Raw genomic sequence first — 25,337 nt, 5'->3', positions numbered from 1 at the left:
TTTTTTTTCTCTTATACCAAGTTGCAGTCAAAAGAGTAACGAGGCGGCAAGGAGAAAGTGACAAAGGCGTACTATGCTCGTACGTCAAGGAGCTTTCTACGAAGCCAACAAAGTTAATCGAATGAATGCAACTTGGTATTACAATAAATAAACTTGCACATACACGTCAACACACACATGCATTATAAAAGCATTTGCGTAGCCGCAGACCCTGCCCATATTTTTTCCCTTGACAAACTCATGATACAAATTATATGTTAGTGAATGCTTACTACAATTTTTGGTAAACTACTTCCGGCGGCAATGCTCCTTATTATAACTTTTGCCGCCGGCACCTACGCACATGAGTATTCCCTTGATGAGCTTTACGAAATAACACTAAAAAATTCCGAAAAAATAAAAATCCCCGAAGAGGAACTCAGTATTTCTAAAATAGGCAAAGATAAGGCCATGGCTGCTTTTCTGCCGGCTATTACAACCTATGGACAGTACTACAGATATAGCAGTGATAAGTATAATCGTTATAATGTCATGCTTCAGCCTGAGCAAACCCTCCTTGGTGGTGTTAAACTTGAGGAAAACTTCTCTCTGGGCGGTGCTCAGTTTGCAGGTCTCGATATTTCAAAGAGACGGATTGAAAAATCCGGCTTTGAACTCTACGCAACAAAAGAAACTGTCCTCTTTGATGTGGCAACACAGTACTTCGGTGTCCTTAAAGCCAAAAAGGCGGTTGCCGTTGCACGGAATAATACGGAAAGGCTTACAAGTTATAAAAACTCATCTGAAACTAAACTTAAAGCCGGTGAAATCACTAAGACCGCCCTTCTTCGAGCTCAGGCGGAACTATCCGGTGCAGCCTCTGAACTTCTTAAAGCACAAAATGACCTTAGCATTAAAACCTCCGCCCTTGCCAGAGCTTTAGGTATAAGCGGTGAACTTATCCTGAAAGACTACACAACTACACATGAGAGTGACATAGATGCAATTATTTCATCATGTAAAACAACCGAAATTACCTGTCTTATTGAAGCTGCAATCACAGAAAGAACAGAGATTAAAGCCGCCCTCTGCGCTTTAGATATGGCCAAAAAACAGATAGATTATGCTAAGAGCGCCTTTTCACCATACCTCACAGTTGAGGGGATATACCAAAAAAGAGACGACTCCCCGGACTCTTCCAACATCACCCCTGAGACAATCTACGGAGCCGTTAAATTGTCTTTCCCTATATTTGAGGGCGGCCTGAGAGTTGCGGAGGTTGCAGAGGCTGCTCACAAGAAAAACCAAACCGAACTTGCCCTCTATGATTTAAAAAAATCTCTTGAAAACGACGTCGAATCATCCTACTACACTTTCATCACTATGAAAAAAACCATAGGCTACCTTAAAAAACAAATGGACTATGCCAAAGAAAACTACATCTCCGTCACAAAACAATATAATGCAGGGCTTGCCACCAGCCTTGATGTTATTGATGCTAACAACTTCTTTTTGCTTTCCGAAAAACAGTACTCTGAGGCTTACTACGATCTCTCACTCTCCGCTCTTAAACTCAAACGATCCGTCGGCCTTTTTTTTAAATCTATTTCAACGAAAAGGGAAAACAATGGCTAAAACGATAGCAATTTTATTCATACTCCTGCTCTTAACAGCTACATCCGGTTGCAACAAAAAAGAAGCCGTAAACAAAGAGGAAAAAACAATAAATGTTCATGTTACAGCAGTTAAGGCGGTTTTTTTTAAACCATTTATCGAGGCAACCGGCACTCTTGAGCCTTTTGAACGGATTACAGTAAGCAGTGAGGTTGACGGACTTGTTAAACAGCTCTATGTAAGCGAGGGTGCCTCCGTCAAAAAAGACTCGCCACTTTTGCTTATTGATTCCAGAGATTACTCCCTTGAGCTCTCAAAAGCACAACAAGCTTATCAACAGGCTCAAGCCACACTGTCAAACACAAAAGTTGAGTTTGAAAGAAAGAAATCCCTCTTTGATGAGGAACTGGTCACAAAGCAACAATTTGACGACGTATCTACCAGAAAAGCAATTGCTGCGGCCGAGGCACAAAGGATGAGTGCAATGGTTGAGCTTGCCGGGAAGAAACTCTCTAAAACCAAACCGCTGAGCCCCATATCCGGCGCTATTGAGCTTAAAAAAGTCTCAGCCGGTGATTTCGTAAGATATGGCACACCGATGTTTAGCATTATTCAAACATCTAAACTTAAACTCTACTTTAATGTTGCTCAGAAATACGCATCTTTAATTAAACCCGGCGACGAGGTGGAATTCTCTGTTGACTCTCTCCAGTCAAAAAACTTCAAAGCAAAGGTAACTATGGTTTACCCCGGACTTGACGATAAAACCCGGATGCTTAAACTTGAGGCAATTGTTGACAACACCGGCGGTGCTCTCAAAGCCGGGTATTTTGTAAACGTTACGATATACGCTGGGGTTGCGGGTGACGTACTGACCGTACCCTCAACATCATTGATTCACGAGAGTGAAAAAACCAAACTGTTTGTAGTTGACACAAACACGGCAAAACAGCGATACGTAATTACCGGCCAAAGCTTTAATTCAGAAGGTAACGACCTGACCGTGGTCTATGACGGAGTAAAGGCCTCAGAGCAGGTTGTAACTGTCGGACAGCAGACGCTCTTTGACGGAGCCACGGTTAAGGTAACTGGAAAGTGAAACTTCCCGATATTTCCATAAACCGGCCTGTTTTTGCCACTATGATGATTCTTTCACTTGTACTTTTAGGTGTTGTCAGCTACCCGTCCATTGGAGTTGACCTCTTCCCTAAAGTTGATTTCCCTATCATTAGTGTAACCACAAGGCTTCCCGGCGCAAGCCCTGAAATTATGGATATTGATGTAACGGATAAAATTGAGGAAAGTGTAAACACCATAAACGGTGTTAAAGGAATCACCTCTATCAGCTCCGAGGGGGTTTCAACCATTATCGTGGAATTTGTGTTAGACAGAAACATAGAGCTTGCAGCACAGGATGTGAGAGAGAAAATCTCGGCAATTCGGGCAACACTCCCACGGGATATTTATGAACCGGTTATAGCAAAAGTAGATATGGATAGCATAGCGGTTTTGTGGTTAGCCCTGACCGGCAAAAAATCAGTTCGTGAGATTTCAACTTTTGCCGATGAGACATTAAAAGAGGCGCTTCAGAAGATAAAAGGAGTGGGTGCAATACAGACTACAGGACTGAGACCCAGGCAGGTACGAATATGGCTTGACCGTGAAAGACTCAGGGCATACGGCTTAACCGGCAGTGATATAGTAAGTGCCCTGAGGGCGGGAAACGTTGAGCTTCCCGGGGGGCGTATTGAAAGCACCGATAAGGAGTTTACCGTAAAAATCAAAGGGGAGTTTAAATCACCTGAGGAGTTTAACAGCCTCATTATTACCCATAAAGACGGTAAAACCGTTAGGCTCAGTGATGTCGGCAAGGCTCTGGATGATATGGCGGAGAACCGCTCTATTTGCAGATTTAACGGCGAGCCTGCCGTAGGGCTTGGCATTCAAAAGCAGTCTGGAACAAACACCGTGGATGTTGTTGACAGGGTTAAGAAGGAACTTAAACGGATAAGAAACACACTGCCGCCCGGCCTTACTCTTGGAATCAGTTTTGACCAGTCTGTGTTCATAAAACGCTCGATAAACGAGGTCATGCACCACTTAGTTTATGGCGGCGTGTTTGCATCCCTTGCCGTGTTGATTTTCCTTGGCAACTTCCGCATCACTCTGATTAGCTCCCTTGCCATACCCACATCCATAGTGTCAACCTTTGCAATGATGCACTTCTTAGACTTTACATTTAACAATATGAGTATGCTTGCACTTTCACTTTCAATAGGGATTCTGGTAGATGACGCCATCATTGTGGTAGAGAATATTCACCGGCATATGAAACTGGGAATGTCACCCAGGGAGGCGGCTTCATTTGCAACTAATGAAATCGGCCTCGCCGTTATGGCAACAACCCTTGCAATTGTAGCCATATTTCTGCCGGTTGCATTTATGAAAGGACTGGTAGGCAGATTTTTTATCCAGTTTGCCCTGACCGTGGTATTTGCCGTTTTAATGTCTATGTTTGTCTCATTTACACTTACTCCGATGCTTGCCTCAAGGTTTCTAAGAATTGAAAATGAACCGAAACATGACTCTGTTTTTCATCGTTTTTACCTTTGGTTTAACTTCCATTATCTGAAACTCGAAAACATCTACAGGAGTCTGCTTAAGTACTCACTTGAGCATCGGTTAAAGGTACTGGCATTTGGTTTTGCCATATTTGTGTTTAGCATATTTATGGTGAGATTTATCGGGAAGGAAATGCTTCCACCGGAAGATCAGGCACGTTTTGTTGTAAGGCTTCAATCACCGGTGGATTATTCGGTAAGCTCGGTTGACAACATGTTTAAAAAGGCTGAGGATATAGTCATGAAGTACCCTGGGGTTAAGACCGTGTTTTATGCTCACGGCACAGGCGGGATAAATAAAGCCACCATGTTTATAACATTAACAGACAAAAATCAGCGGAAACAGTCTCAGGAGGAGATAAAATCAGAGGTAAGAAAGCTGTTGAAATCCCAAATCCCGGGACTGACAGCAACAGTTGAAGATGTATCAATCTTAGGTGGCGGGCAGAGAAACACTCCTGTTCAATTTAACATTCTCGGCCCTGACTTATCCTTACTTGAGAGCTACTCAAAGGACATTACGGACAAGTTTTCAAAAATTCCCGGCATAGTGGATGTTGACACATCGATGGAGTCCGGCAAGCCTGAAGTACGGGTATATGTTGACAGAGATCGTGCGGCGGACCTTGGTATAGATATTGCGACGGTGGCTGAGGCGATAAATTTACTTATCGGCGGCGAGGTTGACGTATCAAAGTACAAAGATGAGGCACGGGGGCGGCGTTATGATGTGAGGGTACGGCTTAACCCTGAGGACAGAACCAAATCCGGCGACATCGGAGGGATTTACGTCCGTGCAAAAGACGGGCGGTTAGTGGAACTCTCCAGCGTGGTAAATATGGTTGATGCCGGAGGGCCCTCGGTAATTAACCGGGTTGACAGGCAGCGGGCGGTACTCATTTTTGCAAATCTTGAGAAAAAACCTCTTGGAGAGGCTATGGAAGACCTACGCAAAATAGCGGACGGTGTTTTACCTTCAAGTTATTCCGGAATTTTCAAAGGCATGGCTGATACGATGGGGGAATCGTTTTACTATCTGACATTTGCAATCTTTCTTGGCATCTTTATGGCATATATGATATTAGCGGCACAGTTTGAGAGTTTTGTTCACCCCGTAACCGTACTTCTTGCGATGCCGTTTTCGTTCATCGGAGCTTTCGGCGCTCTGTTAATCACCGCAATGACGCTTAATATATTTAGTTTCATCGGCCTTATTCTTCTAATGGGTCTTGTTAAGAAAAACTCAATATTATTAGTCAACTACACCAACACGCTGCGGGAGCAGGGGATGAGCCGCCGTGAGGCGCTCATTGAGGCAGGCCCGGTACGGCTGCGCCCGATACTGATGACAACACTCGCTATGATTTTCGGCATGACCCCCATAGCCCTTGCCCTTGGAGACGGCTCTGAACTCCGCTCCCCTATGGCTGTAGCCACTATCGGCGGCCTTATTACATCACTGTTCCTAACCCTCCTGGTTGTCCCCTCCGCTTATGACCTGTTTGATGATATCCAGTTGAAAATAATGACAATGATTAGAGAAATGAGAAAAAGATGAGGGGAGTAAAGAAAAAAAAGAGTTCAGAGAAGGCGCTGCTTGTTTACGGTCGGGGTACCTACCCTTCCCTAATAGCAAGTTGCATTCAATCGTCTAACTTCGTTGGTTTGGTATAAAAGCCTCTTCAAACAAGAAATATTTTCCTATGAGCAGGGTAAATGTTGCCGGAATAAATAAAAACACCTTTCAAAGAAGCTGTAATTACTGGTTTGGCCTGATAGTTGCATAGATAATATCAGATGGGTGCAGAGGAAATTATAAACCACTAACACAAGGAGTAAAAACATGACAGCAATAGGCGGAATAAATTTAGGGAATCTGGCGACAGGCCTGATAAAGAAACTCAGTAGTGAATCCACGGATGCCGATTTTTCTAAAGAATTATCAACGGCCGCCCAAAATGATGAAACAAAAATTAATAACTCATCAGCCGATATGGTTAACTCTCTGGATACAACCGGCTCAGGTACAATTTCAAAATCAGACTGGACGGCGGGCGGACTCTCAGGTGATACCTTTGATACATTAGATATAGACGGTGACGGCTCTGTATCGTCAAATGAGCTTACGTATGGTTATTATCAAAAGCGGATACATTCAGAATCAGAAGATATAATAAGCAAATTCAGTACAAGCGGCAGTTTAACTGCAACAGATGCTACCGCAATAGGTATGAGCTCCAGTACATTTAACAGCCTTGACACCAACAGTGACGGCAAACTAAGCGCCACGGAATTAGACGCCGCCAATCCGCAAAAAAATATGCTGACTAAATACAAAGCCTTAATTGACGGAATATCCACCTCATCATCTTCCACCAGCTCATCAACCAGCGTAACTGCTTAAAAACATTTATTTAATTACCAGGTTGCAGTCAAAAGTAAACACAGGCGGCAAGGAGAATGCGACCTCGTATAAAACTACCCCTTATCAAGCTTGTAAGTTATCGGTAAAACTATTTTTGCTGACACCACAGGTTTTGGAAAAGGGGCGGCCTGTTTTACAGCATTTATGGCGCTGTCATCCAAAAGCCCGTGACCGGAGCTCTCCTCCACTTTCAACTCATCCACTACCCCGCTTTCAGTAACAACAAACGAAATCGTAACCTTGCCGCATATTCCCATCTTTTTTGCCGAATGCGGATACGATACCTGCTTCATTACCATATCCCTGATGTATATAAAGTTTTCTTTAACATACTTTTGCTTTGCCTCCTCATGAGATACCTTTCCTCCTTTTGGTTGAGCATCTGTAGCTGCGCTTACTGTATCTCCGGCAGTGACGGCTCTATGATTATCTGAAACCGGCTCAGCCATGTTCTGTATATCTTTATGTGATGTCACATCTAACGGAGAGATTTTCTGTTCAACAGGCACTTTCTTTGTTATCTCTTTTGGCGGGACAATTTTCTTTTCAGTTTTAGGAACAGGCGGAGCCGCCTTTTGTACTTCCGGCTGAATACTTTCTTTAGATTTTTCAATAACCGGTTTAGAAATAACACTAAAGTTAACGACAAGTTTAGTGTTATTTTTCAAATTAGATGTTGCAACTTTTGCAAAAATTAAAAATACTGCAAAATGAATAAACAGGGAGGCAGTTATGCCTATCCTAAGGTATTTCATGTTCATACCTCCAAATTACCCTTTTGCACATCAATATGCTGTCTTTTTAATACTTTTTTAGCTATTAAAATAACACCTAAAGAGGCAATCGCCCCTACGCATCCAAAACAGGCGTCACAGCGGTTTTGGCTGCAAAGGGAAAGTGCCCCTGAGCCGGCAACAGCCGATATTCCTCCCAAAACCGAGCACACAGTTGTGCTAATTACTTTTTCCATACCTGATTGCTCCCTCCGCACATACATATGCACACTTCATACAGGTTAAACAAGACAACCTGTCGGTTTCAGATTTCCCCTGTTCATTAATTTTTCTTGCCCACACTATGCAGACGTTTACACAGTTGCCGCAACCATTACAAAGAGCCGTATCTGTTATAATTTTCTTTGTAAATCCGAGCCTTGAGCCAAGAAAATTAAAGATACCGTCCAGCGCCCCAACCGGACACAGTAAATTGCAATAAGCCCTACCGCCCTTTGCAAAAACTCCTGTAATCAACACGGTTAAAATCCCTGCAATTCCTATAGAACTGCTCAGGTACGCAACATAGGCTCCCTCAAACACCGCCCCGGTTAAAAACGGTATTACCCTGAAATTACATAGCTTACAAGCGATAGAGCCGATACCAAAAGTAGAGGCAAATACAAATATCGCAAAATAACCATATCTGAAGGCCGGTGCATTCATCCATGAAAAGTTGATTTTTAACTTTCCCGGTATAAATCTTCCTACAAACTCTGTAAGCCCTCCAACAGGGCAAATGTGCCCGCACCACATCCGGCCGAATAAAAACGTTACTACTATAATCGTTGCCACAAGCGAGGCTCCAAACCACATTGCCTTGACGTTTTCCCATATTTTTACTAAAATATTCCCATCTTTCGGCATTATCATAAAAAGCTTTGGACACACTGCTCCGCACATGTTGGGCTCCATTGCCATCTGAGGGATAATGCCTATGGGTGGTAAAAACAGCAAAGCACTTATGATGATTATGAAGTACCTCCGGTTTACAGTTAAGCAACTAATGTTTGTGCTTTTCATGGCCGTCTCCTTTAACTATGGGAAACCTCTTTATTACAGTTGTGTCGGAAAGCCTCATAAATGTAATCTCGTAAGGCTCCTCGTTAGTATTTAAAACTACATAGGCCGGAATTCTTATGCCGGGTTTTAGCCCATAAATATACTTATCAACAAATGATACCCAGCGCTTAGGCAATAGTGTCACAGGAGGCGGCAGGGGGCTGTAGAACCTGCCCCCCTTTACATCAACTATTACATTTTCCGCCTTCTGCATGTTTTTAATACTCAGATTCAAAACTATTCTACCCGACAGATTTTTTACATATAAAGGCGTGGTCTTAGCATCATCATTTAAAATCAGAGTCCGGTGATAGTAATCCGTGGAGCTGTATTTGGCAACGGCCACCCCTGCAACTACCCCTAATACAAGAAATGCTAAACCGTATAAAGCTGCCCTGCCTTTCATTTCCCTCTCCCAAAGCTGTAAGTCAAACCGCCAAAGAATGTCCTCGGCTCACCCGGAGCATAGTAGGGCTCATCACTTCCGCTCTTAGTTGCCCGTTCGCTGTAGAGTTTATCGAAAATGTTTAAAACCCTTGCATACAGTGTCCAGTCTTTATTGATTTTATAGCTTGCCCTAAGGTTGAAGAGATCATGCCCGGAGTACTTTTCAGTGTTGGCATCATCCATCCAGTAATCGCCAAGCTTTACCCATTCAAATTCAAACGCTCCGCCATTTAAAACACATGGACTGTACGACACCCTCGTGTTTACTATCGTCCTTGGTGCAAGAGACATTTCCTTTCCGGAATAATCTACAGATTTCGACACAACATAGTCAACATACATATGCTCGGCGTAAGAAAACGATGTATTAAGTTCAAGCTCTCTAAGTGGTTTTACACCAAATCCAATCTCCACACCCTTATGAGAGGTCTTACCGGCATTACGCCTTTCGGTTAAGTTGGTAGTAGTTGAATAGTTAACAATATCATCCCGCTTTTCCATGTAGTAAAGACTTGTGTTGTATGTAAATATATCTCCTGCGTGTCCCCTTAAACCGGCTTCAAAACTATCCGCTTTTATTGGTTTAAGATTAACGGCTGTAGTGGCGGTTCCTGATGAGCCCTTGAATAAATCGGTGGCGGATGGTGCGCGGAAGGTGTGGTTATAAGAAATAAATGTGCTTAAACCCTCAAGCAAATCATACGTCAGACCTATTTTAGGGCTTAGATGTGAAAAACTTCTGTCTGTGTCATCAGGGCGGTTAGAGTTAGCCTTAAGATTGGTGGTGTAGCTGTATGACAGAATGTCATAGCGTGCTCCGGCAGTGATTTTAAGTTTGTCAACCGGTGTGGTTTCAGTTTGAACATACGGGGATATTCCTTTAAATATGGTATCAAAATCGTAATTGTTATTTGTATCGGTAACATATTTGTATGAAGTGTATTTATCTCCTGTTTTAAATGCCTCAATTCGTCTTTCGTAATACGACCCAGGGCTGTAGTCCAAATCAACCCCTGCAATTAATCTGGTTTTAATAACTGGGAAATCCTCTCTGTACTTTGACATAAGCCCCAGTGAGAAAAACTCGGTAGTTGAGTTATAGCCGTAGTACTTTGTGCCGGCTTTAAAAATACCCCAGCCGGGCAGCAAGTCCATTCTGTTATATCTGACAAAATGGATAAAACTCAGCACTGCGTCTTTGTTTAATTCCTTCTCAAGCTCAGTAGAGTATCTGAAAGCCTTTACTTTTCTGAAGTCAAATGTCTGGTAATTATAGTAGGGTCTGTTTTCGTAGTCAGCTTTCGTTAGGCCGTTTGAGCCGCCGGTCTTCTGATCTATATTGTGATACGAGACAACTGTTTTTAACGATACATCGGCCCCTATGGTTTTATCAAACCTGATGGAGGCGCTTTCACGGTCGTACTCCGTCCTTTCCCTGAAACCGTCCTTATGGGTTAGATTCAAATCAAGTCTCAGGCCGTTTGTGCCAAAGGTGTTTGAAACGCTGCCCAGAAACCGGACCCAGCCGAAACTGCCTGCCTCAGGGTTTAGTTCAACCTCCGGAGTAAGGGACGGCTTTTTGGTTATAACGTTGACACTGCCTCCAATGGCATCACTGCCGTAGAGGGCTGAAGCCGGCCCCTTTATGACCTCAATACGCTCCGCCTGCGGGATGTTGGTTTCATATAGAGCATTATGGTTAAAAAAACCTGTCGGCCTTATTGGTATTCCATCCTCTAAGTACAGATAAACCGGATTAGTGGTAAGTGGTTGCCTGATGGATGTAATATGTCCCTCACCTGCCGTAACGTCAACCCATACGCCTGGAACTCTGTTCATTATTTCCTGCGGATGAGACGGTTTAACATTTTTTATTTCTCCTTCTTTGACTACATTTATGGTTTGAGGAACATCTTTAAGCAACTCCGCCTCACGTGTTGCCGATACGACTATCTCCTCAAGCCTGGTTGTGTTGTCTGTGGTATTACCGTAACCCGGGAAAATAAAAAATAACATAATAAGAATAAATGAAATGACTCTTCTCATTAAAACAATCCTCCGATAAAATTTTTGCAAAAAACCCTGAAAGCAGTTAACAGACTTTTGTGTTAACTATTGATTTTAAAAACAGCAGCTTTTATGCAGACTCAGGAGGATGACTTATGTCGGTTAAAAGAACGGGTTTATGGGAGGTAAAACGTTGAAAACTTTTTGGTTCAGATATTTCAAATAACAAGATTTCTGAATTCTGCTCAATAATAACCGGCACATCAGACACCGGCACTCCAGCTGTTGAGGAGTTACAAACATCAAGGGTTAAAATAACAGGGTGCCCCTTTGTGGAGTGTGAAACAGAGACCACACCAGGCATAATTATCAAAGTTAAAGTAAATGCTGCAAGTAAAATCACCCCCGTTAATTTCATAAATGAAGTGTAATCATATTAATAAATAAATGTCAAGTGGACGAATTTTTGTGCAATCTCATTTCTAAATGAGACCGCCTGCGTTTACTTTCGAATTAGAATTGGAATTACTCAAAATGTTTCATAAAATCAATCCATACAGGCAGGGCGGCCTTGCTTCCGGCCTCTCCATCACCGATGCTCTTGTGGTCATCCCTGCCTACCCAGACCCCTACTGCATATTTATGGTCAAAACCGACAAACCACGCATCCACATAATCATCCGTAGTGCCGGTCTTACCATAGACAGCCCTGTTAAGTGACTTAGCCGCTTGGGCTGTACCCTCTGTAACAACAGCCCCCAACACTTCCTGCATCTTCTCTACCGTAGAGTTATCCAATACAGGTTTTGAGGAAGGTACTACATCCTCAATTGCCAGGCCGTAGCGGTTTAATATCTGCTTGTACGATACCGGCTCATGTACACTACCATCGGAAAAGGTACAGTAGGCATAAACAATATCCAGCAGAGTGACCTCAGAGACCCCGATTGCCGAGGGAAGACGCGGATGGATTGTGCTTTTTATGCCTGCAAGATGAGCCGATTCCACCACCCGTTCCATGCCCACCCTGTTTGCCAGTGAAACCGTGGCAACATTTAGTGAGCGTGAAAGGGCGGTTTTTAAAGTCACGGTGCCGTAGTGCTTTTTTGTGTAATTATGCGGTGTCCACGGCTCACCTCGTTTTTGAAAATACGTTACCTCTCTGTCATCAACCATATCCGTGGGTTTATAACCATATCTGAAAGCGGCAAGGTAAACAAATGGTTTAAATGATGATCCAGGCTGTCTCATTGCCTGAGTAGCACGGTTAAACTGGGTTTCCCAAAAGTCCGTACCTCCCGCCATAGCTTTTATTTCACCGCTTTTTATCTCTACCGCCAACAGGGCTACCTGTACTCCTGTAACGTCACGTTTTGCAAACATCTCTATTGCATTTTCAACTGCCTTTTCAGCAATCTTTTGCATATTCATATCAATTGTCGTATGGATTTTAAGCCCTGAGGTATAGAGGGTGTCACCGTATTTTTGCTCAAGAATTCCCTTTACATATTCCACAAAATAAGGGGCCTTATAGCGATTCTTTTCAACATGTTTGGGTATCGCTTCAGCTAAAGCCTCTTTATATTTGTTTTCAGAGATGAAACCGTTTTCGTACATTAACTTAATAACAATGTTTCGTCTTGATGCGGACTTTTCAGGATCTCTGAAAGGAGAGTACGTGGAGGGGGCTTTAGGAATAGCGGCAAGGAGAGCCGCCTCGCCAATTGTCAATTCTTCCGTTTTTTTACCGAAATAGGTAAAAGACGCCGCCTCTATACCATACGTTCTGGTACCAAAATATGCCTGATTCAGATACAATGACAGGATTTCATCTTTTGTGTAACGCCGTTCAATTTGAAACGCTATAGCGACCTCTTTAACTTTTCTCGAAATGCTTTTTTCGGGCTTCAGAAAGAGCATCTTGGCAAGCTGCTGTGTTATAGTGCTTCCACCCTGAACAATGGTGCCGGCTTTTATATTCTCTATAAATGCCTTTATAACACGTGCAAAATCCACACCGAAGTGTTTATAGAAACGAACGTCCTCAACAGCGATAAAAGCCTTTTTAACGTGCTCGGGAATCTTATAAGAGGGCACAAAGCGCCTTCTTTCAATAAAGACCTCGGCCAGGAACTCACCGTCTGAGGAAAATATCTGAGAGGACTCAAGCGGGGAGTACTGCTCAAGAAGTGCAACCTTAGGCAAATCGGAAAGACTCCAAAGCATGAAACCCCCGGTGCCACCAATTGTCAGGGAAACCACAAGTGCAATAATTAAGAGAACCTTTTTAACAAAAGACAGATAGGGGTTTTTAGTATCACCGGCAAACAGATTGTACAGTAGGCTTAAAAAGGTGGTAAACTTGAGGTACAACTTATTTTTCAGAAAGTAAACTTCCTTTGTTTTAGCTAAAATCATTTCCGGATCCAGCGGGTCTGTCATACACATATCAGGGCGAATTCCCATCTCAGTAAAAATGTGCTCCGTATATGGCTCACAAAGGACTATGATTGTGGCCTTTGGGAGTTTACTTCTTAGAGTGCCGACTATAGTGTAGTTTTTAGAGAAGTGGTATTTTGAATCGAATATAATAATAGAGGGGGCGTGTTTTGAAACAGCTCTTTCAAGGTCAAAGACGGTTTTGATGTGTTGAGCCTTGAGAGCGCCGCTCTGAAGTATTTTAAGTAAAAGGTTGCCCCTTGTTTTATCTATGGAAAAGACGACAACGGCAACAGCCATTGCCGTCTCAGGAGTCTTCTGAAAGGGCCATATACAAAGCGCCTTTAGCAGTGGAATTAAGAGGGTCCTCGGCAATCCTGACAGAAGAAATCTGAACAGGCAGACTGACGCCTTTGAGAGCTCTCTCAAAACGTTCCTTTAATCCGTGGGCCGAAGCGCCACCACCACTTATGACTAAAGGCACAGGTTTGGAAAACCTTGGTACTTTATCAGATGATGCCAGCACTTGCTCCAGGCTTTGCACAAGGGTTGAGAGCAGGTCGTCGTAGAATATCTGAAGCGCTGTCTCCACCTTGTTTCTTGGCTCACGCGTGAGGCTCAGGTCTTTTTCCTTTATGAGTTTTATCTTAGTCTGTGACTCTCCAAGAGTTCTTCCAACCATTGAGTCAATGTAATCACCGCCTTTTTGAATACTGAAAGACAGAATCGGCACCGCCATATATGCAAGACAGACATTACACATGCCTCCGCCCATGCTTATCCCGATGCCGGTGTAGTTATCGTTTGACATTTCTGAAGTTATCACGGCCATACCTTCGTTTACAGAGATGGGAAGATAGCCCATGCCTTCAAGTGTGCGTTTCATGACGGTTTCGTGGTAAAGCACGGATATACGGGTATCTACGGGCTCACCTGGAACACTGAAGGCGATAATCTCCCCTGGTTTCTTAGGTGGGGGCAGCATGGTTTTCATGATTGCTGCAATGACATTTACTCCCTCATCTTCTTTAGGGCTTAAGAGGCCGCCCTCAATAGGGCGCCGTGTGCATGAATTAAAAGTAGCGGCAAATGTATCTGATGAATTGCCGATTATATAGAACTGCCCGTTTCTGGCAAAGTACATTATTTCATTTTTTGCAAACACCTTACCGGTAAACTTAGACCGTGGCACGGCAAAAAAGGCATTAAGCTGTTTGACTGTCTGCACGGCTCCGCTTTTCATACGGGCAAGTACAATGTTGGATGTCCCGATATCTAATCCGGCAGGGCCAACCATCTGGGAGGTGTCCATTTGCCGTTCCCTCTCCGGGGCATTCCTGTGAGCTGTATCCTGTAACTTCACACTATCACTTATTTCAGCCATCTCTTCCGTCCTCTCTAAATGAGTTGATTAAAAAAAACAACCATGGCTACAGTTGGTAAACCATATGCAAAAACGTCTCTTTGATGATTTCCTGTTATCACCACGGTTTTTATTATACCAAAAATACAAAATATTTTAGTTTATTCCTGAAATTCGATATAGAAAATCCGGTAGCCCGCTAAAAATGGTATTTGAGCAGAAAATTTCAGATTACAGCCCAACTTACTTTTCAGCAAGTTTTTTAAGCTCGGCAATTACACTCAGAGCGGATTCGGGGGTTAGTTTCTTTATATCAAGATTAAGGAGGGATAGTACAGCAGGGTGGATTTGACAAGAGAAGAGGTCCAGTTGAACCGCCGTTTTTTTCTTTTTCTTAATTAAGTAAACCTGAGCTTCCACCTCCTCCACTTCCTTTTTTTCAAGCTCTGCCAGAATGTCCTTAGCTCGGGATATAATCTCATTAGGCAAACCGGCAAGCCGGGCCACCTGTATGCCATAGCTTTTATCTGCGGCGCCCTTAACGATTTTTCTGAGAAAAATTATCTCGTCTCCCCACTCCTTTACCGACACGTTGTAGTTTCTCACCCCCTGTGAGGTAACTGCCATGTCAGTCAGCTCGTTGTAATGCGTGGCAAAGAGAGTACGCGCTCCTATTGAGCTTATTATGTGTTCGGCTACAGCCCAGGCTATGCTTATGCCGTCAAAGGTGCTGGTTCCCCGGCCTACCTCATCAAGAAGTATTAAACTCTTTTGTGTTGCGTTGTTTACTATGTTGGCGGTCTCTATCATCTCCACCATAAATGTACTCTGTCCTCTGGCAAGAAAATCTGATGCGCCGATTCTTGTAAAAACCCTGTCCGCCACCCCTATCTTTGCTAAACTTGCCGGCACATAAGAGCCCATCTGAGCCATCAACATTATAAGTGCGATTTGCCTCATATAGGTTGATTTCCCGGCCATGTTGGGCCCGGTGATTATAAGCATCCGGTTATCCTCAGTGTCCAAAACACAGTCATTAGGTATAAACTTGTCAACTGTAGCGGTTTTTTCAACTACCGGATGACGGCCATCTTTTATGTTTATATCGCCACCGCTATGTACCTCCGGTTTTACATACTTTCTGACCCTTGCCACCTCGGCAAGTGATTGCAGATAATCTATTACGGCTATAGCATTTGCAGCACTTCTGAGAGCTCCCGCATAGAGTTCCACCTTCTCTAAGACCGCCTTAAAATAATTATACTCGAGGGCTTTTAACTTCTCCTCTGCGCCGGTTATCTTATTTTCATAACTTTTAAGATCTGTTGTAATATATCTCTCGGCATTTACAAGGGTCTGCTTACGAATGAAGTGAGCCGGCACGAGATGAAGCTGACTTTTAGTCACCTCTATGTAGTAGCCAAAGATTTTATTATAGCTGATTTTTAAATTATTAATTCCTGATGCCGCTCGTTCTTTAGCCTCAAGTTCAGTAAGAAAAGTCTTACCTTTTGTAGCAATTTCCCTTAATTCATCTATCTCCCCGGAGCAGCCGTCTTTGATTATCCAGCCTTCTCTTATCGTCCCTGGAGGTGAGTCTGTTATTGAGTTTTCAATAACCTCAATTAATGATGAAAAATCTGCAATATCATCGACAAGCTGCTGAAAATAACCGCAGCCTTGTTTGCTCAGTAATTCTTTTATCTCCGGCATAACCTCAACTGAGCTTTTGACGGCAAGCATATCGCGGGCATTGGCGCTGCCTTTTATCAGCTTAATTGTGATTCGTTCAATATCCTGAACAGATTTAAGTTTGGCTCTCAGACTTTCTCTGAGAGTAAAATCCGTTACCAGTGTGCTGACAGCATCGAGCCTTCTGTTTATTTCAGGGGTATTAATAAGGGGCCTCAGTAAGGCGTCTCTGAGAAATCTTGTACCCATCGGGGTAAGGGTGCTGTCAAGAATGGACAGAAGCGTGTCCTTTTGCGTGGAGTCTTTAAGATTATTGGTAAGTTCGAGATTTCTTATTGTCACGGCATCTATAAACATAAAGGATGATGTATTGAGGGTTTTTATTTTAGTGAAGTGGACATTTGTCTTCTGGGTATCCAGAAGATATGAAATAAGGCCGCCGGCTGCCGAAATAGCCGAAATTATCCCCTCACAACCATATCCCTCAAGGGTTGAGACCTTAAAGTGCTCAAGAAGCAGCTTGTACGCTTCCATATAGTCAAAGGGCAAATCACTGTAGTATGAGACGAAGAAATCTTTTAAAATGCTGCTGTAGTGGATATCATCCCTGAGAGACTCAGGACAGATGATTTCCTTTGCTCCGAAACGGAGAATTTCATCAACAAGTTGTTCTTTTGTCTCATAAACAAAGAACTCTCCTGTGGAGATATCCGATACGGCTATGCCGTGGCGGTCATCCAACGGATAAAAAGAGCAAATATAGGTATTCTCTCCCGGATTTTCAGGCTCATAAGTTCCTGGGGTAACAAGGCGTACTATCTCACGTTTAAATATCCCCTTTGTCTGCCCTGAATCCTCCACCTGTTCACACACAGCCACCTTATGGCCTGCCTCGATTAGTTTTTTAAGATACGCATCTGCAGCAAAATAGGGGATTCCACACATCGGCAGGGAATCCTTTTTGCCCTTGTTTCTGGCCGTCAGGGCTATTTGGAGAACCTTAGACGCTACAATGGCGTCTTCCCCGAACATTTCGTAGAAGTCCCCAAAACGAAAAAACAGTATTGCATCTTCATAGGTCTTTTTTAACTCGAAATACTGTTTCATCACAGGAGTGAGTTCCTGAAATTCCATTACTTATATTTAAGAATATTTTTGGTTAAAAAAGAAAGTATTAAAGCAAAATATCGGTTATTCCAAATTCTAATAAGTTAAACAGGCTGCGTTTAACACTCCGGTTGCAACAGAAATCACACCAAGAAATATCCCCTTTGAAAGCTGGTTAGATGATATATCCTTGACAATTGAAGGAAATATCAACCTTACAGCTATAAAAGAAATTATCTGGACGATGAGAGCCACAGCCGCCCACACACACATATCAACCAGACTTACACTGTGCTTTATAGCACTTGCCAGGGGTAAAACAAAACCTGTAAGTGCCCCGCTAAAGCTCCACGCTGCTGCTGTGTTACCCTCATTTATTAGTTTAAACTCGTTGTACGGTGTTATGCGCATATAAATTACACAGAATAAAACCAAAAAAACAATTGAAGATGCAAAATAACTTATAAATGCCATAAGTCCCGGAATAACCATAATTGCTGTCTCCTTTTATTAGTCATAATATTTTATCAATCCTCACAGTGCGATATAATGAGGAACAAACCTGCTCGTATTTTTGGTGACGGGACAGTCGTCCTCTCTGATTCCAATTCCTGCCGAAAGCCCGTTTACCACCCACGAACCTACTACTGCATGGCTTTCGGAAAATACCCGAAGCGGCCTGAGCTCCTGATATACAAATCCCTCCACACCATACGTGCCGTCTGTGTTTTCAACTACCCTGCCACCTTTGAACACGCTGACGTTTGAGCCTTCACGGGAAAAAAACGGCTTTTTCACGTAATTGCCCCCTAAGGCACCGGGCTCAAAGTACGTGGGTATGAGGTTGGGATGGTTTGGATACATTTCCCACAACAAAGCAAGCACCGCCTTATTGGAAAGAATCATCTTCCACGGAGGCTCATAGAACTTTAGCGTACCATTTAACACATGAGAGCCGAATTCATCGGCTAAAAGCCATTCCCACGGATAGAGCTTAAACATATACTCTATAACTTGGCCTTCTGTATCATAAAACTTGCCGGTCTCCGCTGAGTGTCCAATATCCTCTATGAAAATGTGCCGCCCGTCAAGGCCGGTTTGTATTGCCACATCACGCAGGTACTCAACCGTTACCATGTCCTCATCATAGTCCCTAACACAACTAAAATACATCGGCACTCTGAAATTCATCTCTGTTGAGACAGCCTTAAAAACATCCAGCAGCTTTTCATGAATCGAGTTAAACTGGTCATGCCGGGGAAATATCTCCTGCACCCATACCCACTGCACAACGCTTGATTCAAACAGAGAAGTCGGTGTATCTGCATTATATTCAAGCAGACAGGGATTGCCCCTGAGGTCAAAAGAAAAATCAAACCTCCCGTATATAGAGCGTTCCTTCCGCCTAAACGATTTTATAATGTAATCTTCATAATTCTCAGGTATATGCAGCCTTGAAAATAAATTTCCGTCTATGATGCGCTCAACTGCATCCATACACATTTCGTGTAATTCCATTGTCACTCGTTCAAGTTCATTTATTTCTTCCTCTGTAAAGACGTAACAGACGCCCTCATTCCAGTAAATGCCCCCGGTTGAGTGAAACGTAAATCCCAGCTCTTCCATCTCATGCTGCCAGTTATCCCGTTTCTTAACTACACGCCTGTTCATGACACAGATGAGTGATGCAGCGAGGAGGCACCAAATCCACCGCGCACGATATGTGTGGTTTCATGTGTGGAAATAGAGTGAGAACGACGGCTGCCGAGAGTTTCAGAGTGATGTACCATAGAGCTGCTCATTGGTTGAGGTTTCTCTGACCCAGGTGGTATGTAGTAAGAGTTCCCTCCGTAAAAAAAATAGTGCGGGCCTTGGTAGCCGCCTCCTGTCATTCTCCGCTGACAATTATCAGCTCTGTCCCAGTCTCTGATGCAATCTTCCCTGGTTTTGTAAACTTCTCTCGATGTGGTTCTGGAACCTCTGTCCTCACTACAGGCAACAAGTGTGGTTGAGGCCAAGAGCACCAATGAAATCAGCTTGGACCTCTTCATTGGTTTCCTGCTTTGTGTTTTTTGAAAACAAGGCGGAAACCAATATCTATAAATCTGAACCCTGGGTTACCATAGTACCGGTTAGTACATCGAACACTCTTAACCTGGTCATACCAACTGCCTCCGCGCATAACGCGGCTGCGGCCCGGGCCGTGGTGTATTGGATTATTACGCTCATGTTTACTGTATGCATCCCTGGCATAGACATCTAACACCCACTCCCAGACATTACCGCTCATATCATAAATTCCCAGACTGTTGGGTTGTTTTATACCTGCAGGGTGTGGTTTTTTGCCGGAGACGGTATCGTACCATGCGAAATTGTCAGGGAAATTACCGCCTGAGTATCTCTCATGAGCGCCACCGCCTCTGCATGCATATTCCCACTCCGCCTCAGTAGGTAAACGATACAGGGCACCGCTTCTTGCACACAGTTCCCTTATAAAATCCTGAGCATCCTCCCAGCTTACCTGTTCAACCGGATTGGTATCATTATCCTGAAAACGTGATGGATTACCACCGGTTATCGTTACCCACTGCTGCTGAGTTACCGGGTATTTCCCTATATAGAAGTCATCTACGCAAACCTCATGTACAGGCTTTTCATCAGGAAATCCATCACCAAAAATATCTCCCATCCTAAAACATCCGCCCTTGACAAAGACAAATTCCATGCCGGTTACCGCATCAGTGTATAGAGGGACGCTCAGGCGTTCATCCACTTCCCCCGTATCTCTGTGTTTCCCCTTAGGTTCTTTAAGTCCGCCACTGAGCATCCCCTGCAGTCTGTTCCAGTTGTTAACTGCTATTTCAAGTTTTTTATTATATTTTTCAACAACGTCAGCGGCAACAGTAGCCAATGTTTTATTTAAATTTAAGTCAGACTCAGTATCCCAACTGCACCTTGGGCATAACAGCTGAGAAGGGTCTTCAATCTCTAGTTTACAACACGGACATTTTGGGCTCATTCGTGTTCACCTCTTTTATGTTAAGCGCTGCAACATATATAAAGATACAAGAATCAACCGGTATTTGTCAAAAAAACTGGAGAGAGTTTAAGGAGTAAATATTTTCATGAGGGTTTTACCCAGAAGGGGCTCGTAGATTTCTATAGCCTTATGAGGGCATATTTCCTGGCAACAGTAGCACCTGATACATTTCTCATAATCAAAAATTAACTTCTTGCCGTCATTTACAATAGCCTGCGCCGGACAGATTTTAACGCAGCCGTTACAGAGCTCACATGCGCCGTCAACATTTCTTGGCCTTGTGGTAAGGTGTTTTCGCATAAACCTTCTGGCAAGCGGAGGACCAAAGAGCAAACTGGTCTCTGTTGGAAACAAAAACCCTTCCACTCTTTTCATCTCACCCTCAACAGTGTATTCTTTGATAAGGTCCAGGTTGTGTGCCGCCTTGTTTGTAAAAAGCCACAACGGGTTAACATTAAGCAGCTCACAAATTACCATATCCAGCGCAACGGCATCATCAGAGCCTGCCAGCAGTCCTAAAGTGCGTGGAATCCCGGAGGGCCCCGGGCCGTCTCCCTCCATGGCAAGGATACCGTCCATTATGTTGATTTGAGGTTTCAACAACGTGTAAATAGTTACAAGGAGCTCAGCAAATTTCTCACGGTTCTCTCCTACTTTCATATGCCACTGTGGCTTTTTCAATCCAACTATTGAGCCGAAGAGGTTCTTCACTGCAAGAGTTAAACGCATCTGGGAGTGGGTTTTTAGTTTTGCTGCATTTATGATTATCTCAGCGTTTAGTGCATCCTCCGCTATCTCTATGTTTTTAAAAGAAGAAGTGTTGCTTGTCGTTACGGATTTTGTAAACTCCTTAAATGTGACGTCAAGGCCGGTAAGAGCCTGTTTATAGCCACCGGTTTTCAGGATGTATTCAAAGCTGTTAGTGGGTGAGCCCTGACTGTCTGATATCTGAACACTTGCCCCCAGATTAAGGGCATACTCAACAATGGCTTTAACCACAAGCGGATGTGTTGTTATTGCCTTGTCAGGCGTAGAGGCTAAAAGAAGATTCGGTTTCAGTAAAATGCGGGTTCCACGCTTTATCAGCCCCGTGTTTAACTCATCTAAAATTGAGTTAACGTTTTGCTTTAACTCATCATAATCGTAACCGGACTTCTTTATTATTACCCTTACCACGGTATATTTTATAACAACCTGAGGTGGAATGTCTATATAAATATTTTGCCCGAAATCCGGTATAGAAAACCCGGTAGCCCACTATAAACGGTATTTGAGCAGAAATTTCAAATTATAGCTTTTTTCAAAAAGTGCTCCTGTTTAAATAGTTCCGGAATTCATGTTCAAAATTGTCACTAAACAGACCGCTGCCCAGCTTTTCCTCAATCTCCCTGATTTTATAGTACCTTACGGCTTCTATTTCATCTTTGTTAAAGTCAAACTCTCCGTCATATATAAATGAATAGGAATAAACGAGTTCCGACTCATAGGAGTTTAAATGGATGTATTTATAGAGAAACTCCGGTGGAGTTTTACAGGCGCTGATTCCAAGCTCCTCCACCATCTCCCTTTTCATGGCGTCCTCTATGCTCTCACCAAAATCAACATGGCCACCCACAGACGTATCCCATTTGCCCGGAGCTACGTCCTTTGTCAGAGCCCTTTGCTGAAGCAGCAGTGCGCCGGCACTGTTAAAAACAAACACGTGCACCACCCGGTGTAAAAGCGTATTATTGCCGTGGACGTCTTTTCTGAGGGCTTTGCCGATAATTTCCCCCTCAGGGGTTACTATTTCAAGAAGATCGTCTCCAACGTCATCCATATCAGCAGGTTATCCAAGTTTCTTTTTCAGTATTTCGTTAACAAGTTTGGGGTTAGCCTTTCCCTTAGTCTGCTTCATTACCTCACCTACAAAAAATCCGGTAAGTTTAACATCTCCGGCCTTAAATCTTTCCACCTCGGCACTAAACTTACTTAAAATCCCGTCAATAATGCCGTCAAGCTCACCCTCGTTGCTCATCTGAAGCAGTCCCTTTGATTTCACAATATCCTCAGCCTGCCCCCCTGTGTTAAACATATCCTCAAAGACGGTTTTTCCGATTTTAACATTTATTGCACCGCTGTCAACCAGTTTAAGCAGGTTAAGAAGGCGCTCAGGTGTTACCTTACAGTCTTCAATCCGTGTGGAGGTTTCATTAAGCAGCCTCATCAGCTCCCCCATCATCCAGTTACTGACAGCTTTTGGATTGCCACCCTTATTAACAGCCTCTTCAAGCCACAGAGCGGTTGCCTTTTCCGAGGACAACAGCTCTGCATCATAGAGCGGCAGGCCATAGTTGTTTACGTATTTTGCAACCTTTTCATCAGGAAGCTCCACAATAGCGGCTTCTATATCTTTAAGTATGGACTCTGAAATTACAATCGGTACAAGGTCGGGCTCGGGGAAATACCTGTAGTCGTGTGCCTCTTCTTTTGAACGCATAGACTCGGTTGTGCCCGTTGAGGTGTTGTAAAGGCGGGTTTCCTGAATAATCCTTCCACCCCCTTTCAGTACCTCCTCCTGTCGCCATATTTCATACTCTATGGCTTTTTCGACAAACCGGAAGGAATTCAAATTCTTTATTTCCGCTTTAACACCGAGTGCGGTGTCACCAACCGGCCTCAGAGATACGTTAGCGTCACATCGGAGCGAACCCTCCTCCATGTTGCCGTCACAGACGTCCAGGTAGCGTAAAATGGTACGGAGTTTTTTCATAAAAGCCGAGGCCTCTTTAGCGCTCCTTATCTGAGGCTCTGTAACTATCTCCATAAGCGGCACCCCGGCCCTGTTTAAATCTACGCAGCTGAAATCCTTCATTCCCTCATGAAGGTTTTTACCTGCATCTTCTTCCATGTGGATTCTTGTTAACTCTATTGTTTTTTGCTCGCTTTCCATATTAAGCACAACACTTCCGCCCTCACAAATTGGCAGTTCATATTGGCTTACCTGATAACCCTTTGGCAAATCAGGATAAAAGTAGTTTTTTCTGGCAAAACGGCTGTATGATGAAATTTTACAACCAAGGGAAAGCCCCGTTCTTACGGTAAACTCTACAGCTTTCTTATTTATAACAGGCAGCACGCCGGGCATACCGATACAGACCGGACAGGTCTGAGAGTTAGGCTCAGAGCCGAACTTGTTTGGACAGCCGCAGAACATTTTAGTTTTTGTAAGCATCTGGGCATGTATTTCAAGCCCTATTACGGCCTCGTATTTCATAGGGATGGCCTCCTTTTGTGATGAGGGGTTGAGACTTCATATGCGTGTGCGGCTCTGAGAATCGTCTCCTCTTCAAATGCCTTTCCAATTAATTGAAGTCCGATGGGGAGGTCTTTCCGGTCAAATCCGCAAGGCACAGATATCGCCGGTATTCCTGCAAGGTTTACCGATATGGTAAATATATCACTGAGGTACATCTGAAGGGGATCGTTTACCTTTTCGCCGATTTTAAAAGCCGTAGTGGGAGATGTCGGAGTGGTTATTACATCCACTTTTTCAAAGGCCCGGTCGAAATCCTGTTTTATGAGGGTTCTAACCTGCTGGGCTTTTTTATAATAAGCATCATAGTAGCCTGATGACAGGGCGTAAGTACCAAGCATTATACGTCTTTTAACCTCCATGCCGAATCCTGCAGCACGGGTTTTCATATATGTATCAATTAAATCATCTCCGCTTATCCTCAGACCGTACTTTATGCCGTCATATCTTGCAAGGTTGGAACTTGCCTCGGAGGTTGCCAGAATATAGTATGTGGCAACAGCGTAGCCGGTATGAGGAAGGTTTATTTCCACGACTTGGGCGCCAAGTGACTCCATGTGGACTATTGCCGCCTTTACCGATTGCTCCACCTCACTGTCCATTCCGTCAATAAAGTACTCGGAGGGAATACCGACTCTTAGTCCTTTTATGTCCTTGCCGATACAGGCGGTAAAATCCGGCACATCAACTGTTGCCGATGTGCTGTCAAAAGGGTCATAGCCGGATATGATATTTAGTAAAATGGCTGAATCCTCCACTGTCTTAGTGATTGGACCTATTTGGTCAAGTGAGGAGGCAAACGCCACAAGGCCGTATCTTGAGACCCTGCCATAGGTGGGTTTAAGGCCGACAACACCGCAAAATGAGGCGGGCTGCCGTATAGAGCCTCCGGTGTCCGACCCCAGTGCGGCAATACACTCATCGGCGCTGACAGCTGCCGCCGACCCGCCGCTGCTTCCCCCGGGCGCCCTATCCGGAGCCCACGGATTGCCGGTTGTAAAAAACCCTGAGTTTTCCGTTGACGAGCCCATTGCAAACTCATCGAGGTTGGTTTTACCTGTCAGGATGTAGCCGGATTTCTGTAATCTCTCCGTCACTGTGCTTTCATAGGGCGGAGTGAAGTTTGCCAGTATTTTTGATGAACACGTGGTCTTGATTCCCTTTGTGCACATATTGTCTTTTATTGCCAGTGGGATGCCATAAACAGGACTACCGTCTGAAGACGGCAGGTTTTCAATCATCTTAAAAGCCGCATCCCTTGTAACTGTGACATAAGCCTTAACCGCCTTATCCACCGCCTCTATTCTCTGAAATACGCTCTCTGTGAGTTCCTTCACGGTTATTTCTTTGCTCTTCAACAACCAGTATGCTTCTTTTATGCCCAGTCTGAAATATTCCACCCAAAAATTACCTCCGGCAGATTCTAATGATAACGTTCGAGTATGATTTTATCATTAAGTGGTAAGACTTTTC

Annotated in this window: 21 protein-coding genes; 4 read left to right on the top strand and 17 right to left on the bottom strand. The window is 43.8% G+C overall.

The genetic code is table 11. The features are described 5' to 3' along the window. Positions 1-264 precede the first annotated feature (264 nt). The 4 genes from H7844_10115 (at position 265) to H7844_10100 (ending at position 6,618) form a co-directional block, all read left to right on the top strand. Positions 265-1,614 carry a TolC family protein gene (locus H7844_10115; protein ID MEO5357638.1) on the top strand — a complete coding sequence of 450 codons (1,350 nt, stop codon included), beginning with the start codon at positions 265-267 and terminating at the stop codon, positions 1,612-1,614. After that, on the top strand, positions 1,607-2,692 hold the full coding sequence (locus tag H7844_10110) for an efflux RND transporter periplasmic adaptor subunit (GenBank protein MEO5357637.1): 1,086 nt from the start codon (positions 1,607-1,609) through the stop codon (positions 2,690-2,692). The genes H7844_10115 and H7844_10110 overlap by 8 nt, the downstream gene beginning before the upstream one ends. Continuing rightward, a complete protein-coding gene (locus H7844_10105; protein ID MEO5357636.1) occupies positions 2,689-5,772 on the top strand; it encodes an efflux RND transporter permease subunit in 3,084 nt (1,027 codons plus the stop codon). Before H7844_10110 ends, H7844_10105 begins: the two co-directional genes overlap by 4 nt. Before the next feature lie 285 nt (positions 5,773-6,057). Continuing rightward, entirely contained in the window at positions 6,058-6,618 is a 561-nt protein-coding gene (locus H7844_10100) for an EF-hand domain-containing protein (GenBank protein ID MEO5357635.1), read from the top strand. 74 nt (positions 6,619-6,692) lie between these two features. Here the strand turns inward: H7844_10100 and H7844_10095 are convergent, their stop codons facing one another. From H7844_10095 to gatA, 17 genes are all read right to left on the bottom strand, one after another. Continuing rightward, entirely contained in the window at positions 6,693-7,394 is a 702-nt protein-coding gene (locus H7844_10095; GenBank protein ID MEO5357634.1) for an energy transducer TonB, read from the bottom strand. Between the two features lie 2 nt (positions 7,395-7,396). After that, the gene (locus tag H7844_10090) at positions 7,397-7,609 is read right to left on the bottom strand and encodes a hypothetical protein (protein ID MEO5357633.1); all 213 of its coding nucleotides are present in this window, start codon (positions 7,607-7,609) and stop codon (positions 7,397-7,399) included. After that, a complete protein-coding gene (locus tag H7844_10085) occupies positions 7,593-8,435 on the bottom strand; it encodes a 4Fe-4S binding protein (protein ID MEO5357632.1) in 843 nt (280 codons plus the stop codon). Before H7844_10085 ends, H7844_10090 begins: the two co-directional genes overlap by 17 nt. Then, on the bottom strand, positions 8,416-8,880 hold the full coding sequence (locus tag H7844_10080; GenBank protein ID MEO5357631.1) for a hypothetical protein: 465 nt from the start codon (positions 8,878-8,880) through the stop codon (positions 8,416-8,418). The genes H7844_10085 and H7844_10080 overlap by 20 nt, the downstream gene beginning before the upstream one ends. Further along, positions 8,877-10,967 carry a TonB-dependent receptor gene (locus H7844_10075; GenBank protein ID MEO5357630.1) on the bottom strand — a complete coding sequence of 697 codons (2,091 nt, stop codon included), beginning with the start codon at positions 10,965-10,967 and terminating at the stop codon, positions 8,877-8,879. The genes H7844_10080 and H7844_10075 overlap by 4 nt, the downstream gene beginning before the upstream one ends. A 91-nt stretch (positions 10,968-11,058) precedes the next feature. Beyond that, complete coding sequence (locus tag H7844_10070) at positions 11,059-11,346, bottom strand: hypothetical protein (protein MEO5357629.1); 288 nt, start codon at positions 11,344-11,346, stop codon at positions 11,059-11,061. Positions 11,347-11,453: 107 nt separating this feature from the next. Then, the gene (locus H7844_10065) at positions 11,454-13,667 is read right to left on the bottom strand and encodes a PBP1A family penicillin-binding protein (GenBank protein ID MEO5357628.1); all 2,214 of its coding nucleotides are present in this window, start codon (positions 13,665-13,667) and stop codon (positions 11,454-11,456) included. Between the two features lie 7 nt (positions 13,668-13,674). Next, positions 13,675-14,751 (bottom strand): hypothetical protein, encoded by a 1,077-nt coding sequence (locus tag H7844_10060; GenBank protein ID MEO5357627.1) that lies wholly within the window; start codon positions 14,749-14,751, stop codon positions 13,675-13,677. A 222-nt stretch (positions 14,752-14,973) separates the two neighbouring features. Next, a complete protein-coding gene (gene mutS / locus H7844_10055) occupies positions 14,974-17,529 on the bottom strand; it encodes a DNA mismatch repair protein MutS (GenBank protein MEO5357626.1) in 2,556 nt (851 codons plus the stop codon). Between the two features lie 96 nt (positions 17,530-17,625). After that, a complete protein-coding gene (locus H7844_10050) occupies positions 17,626-18,021 on the bottom strand; it encodes a DUF350 domain-containing protein (protein MEO5357625.1) in 396 nt (131 codons plus the stop codon). 42 nt (positions 18,022-18,063) lie between these two features. Then, positions 18,064-19,200, bottom strand: coding sequence for a glutathionylspermidine synthase family protein (locus H7844_10045; protein ID MEO5357624.1), 1,137 nt, complete (start codon positions 19,198-19,200; stop codon positions 18,064-18,066). Further along, on the bottom strand, positions 19,197-19,580 hold the full coding sequence (locus H7844_10040) for a hypothetical protein (GenBank protein MEO5357623.1): 384 nt from the start codon (positions 19,578-19,580) through the stop codon (positions 19,197-19,199). The genes H7844_10045 and H7844_10040 overlap by 4 nt, the downstream gene beginning before the upstream one ends. Then, complete coding sequence (locus tag H7844_10035; protein MEO5357622.1) at positions 19,577-20,548, bottom strand: formylglycine-generating enzyme family protein; 972 nt, start codon at positions 20,546-20,548, stop codon at positions 19,577-19,579. The genes H7844_10040 and H7844_10035 overlap by 4 nt, the downstream gene beginning before the upstream one ends. Positions 20,549-20,635: 87 nt before the next feature. Beyond that, positions 20,636-21,745: a DUF362 domain-containing protein gene (locus H7844_10030; GenBank protein ID MEO5357621.1), complete on the bottom strand. Its 1,110-nt coding sequence runs from the start codon at positions 21,743-21,745 to the stop codon at positions 20,636-20,638. A 124-nt stretch (positions 21,746-21,869) separates the two neighbouring features. After that, a complete protein-coding gene (locus H7844_10025; protein MEO5357620.1) occupies positions 21,870-22,388 on the bottom strand; it encodes an NUDIX domain-containing protein in 519 nt (172 codons plus the stop codon). Positions 22,389-22,397: 9 nt separating this feature from the next. Further along, positions 22,398-23,825, bottom strand: a complete 1,428-nt coding sequence (gene gatB / locus H7844_10020; GenBank protein ID MEO5357619.1) for an Asp-tRNA(Asn)/Glu-tRNA(Gln) amidotransferase subunit GatB — start codon at positions 23,823-23,825, stop codon at positions 22,398-22,400. After that, a complete protein-coding gene (gatA, locus tag H7844_10015; protein MEO5357618.1) occupies positions 23,822-25,264 on the bottom strand; it encodes an Asp-tRNA(Asn)/Glu-tRNA(Gln) amidotransferase subunit GatA in 1,443 nt (480 codons plus the stop codon). Before gatA ends, gatB begins: the two co-directional genes overlap by 4 nt. Positions 25,265-25,337 lie beyond the last annotated feature (73 nt).

It is taken from the genome of Nitrospirae bacterium YQR-1, assembly GCA_039908095.1.
In the GTDB taxonomy this organism is placed as follows: domain Bacteria; phylum Nitrospirota; class Thermodesulfovibrionia; order Thermodesulfovibrionales; family Magnetobacteriaceae; genus Magnetomonas.
The sequence above is the reverse complement of the archived record's forward strand: the minus strand, read 5'-3'. Positions and strand labels throughout refer to the sequence as shown.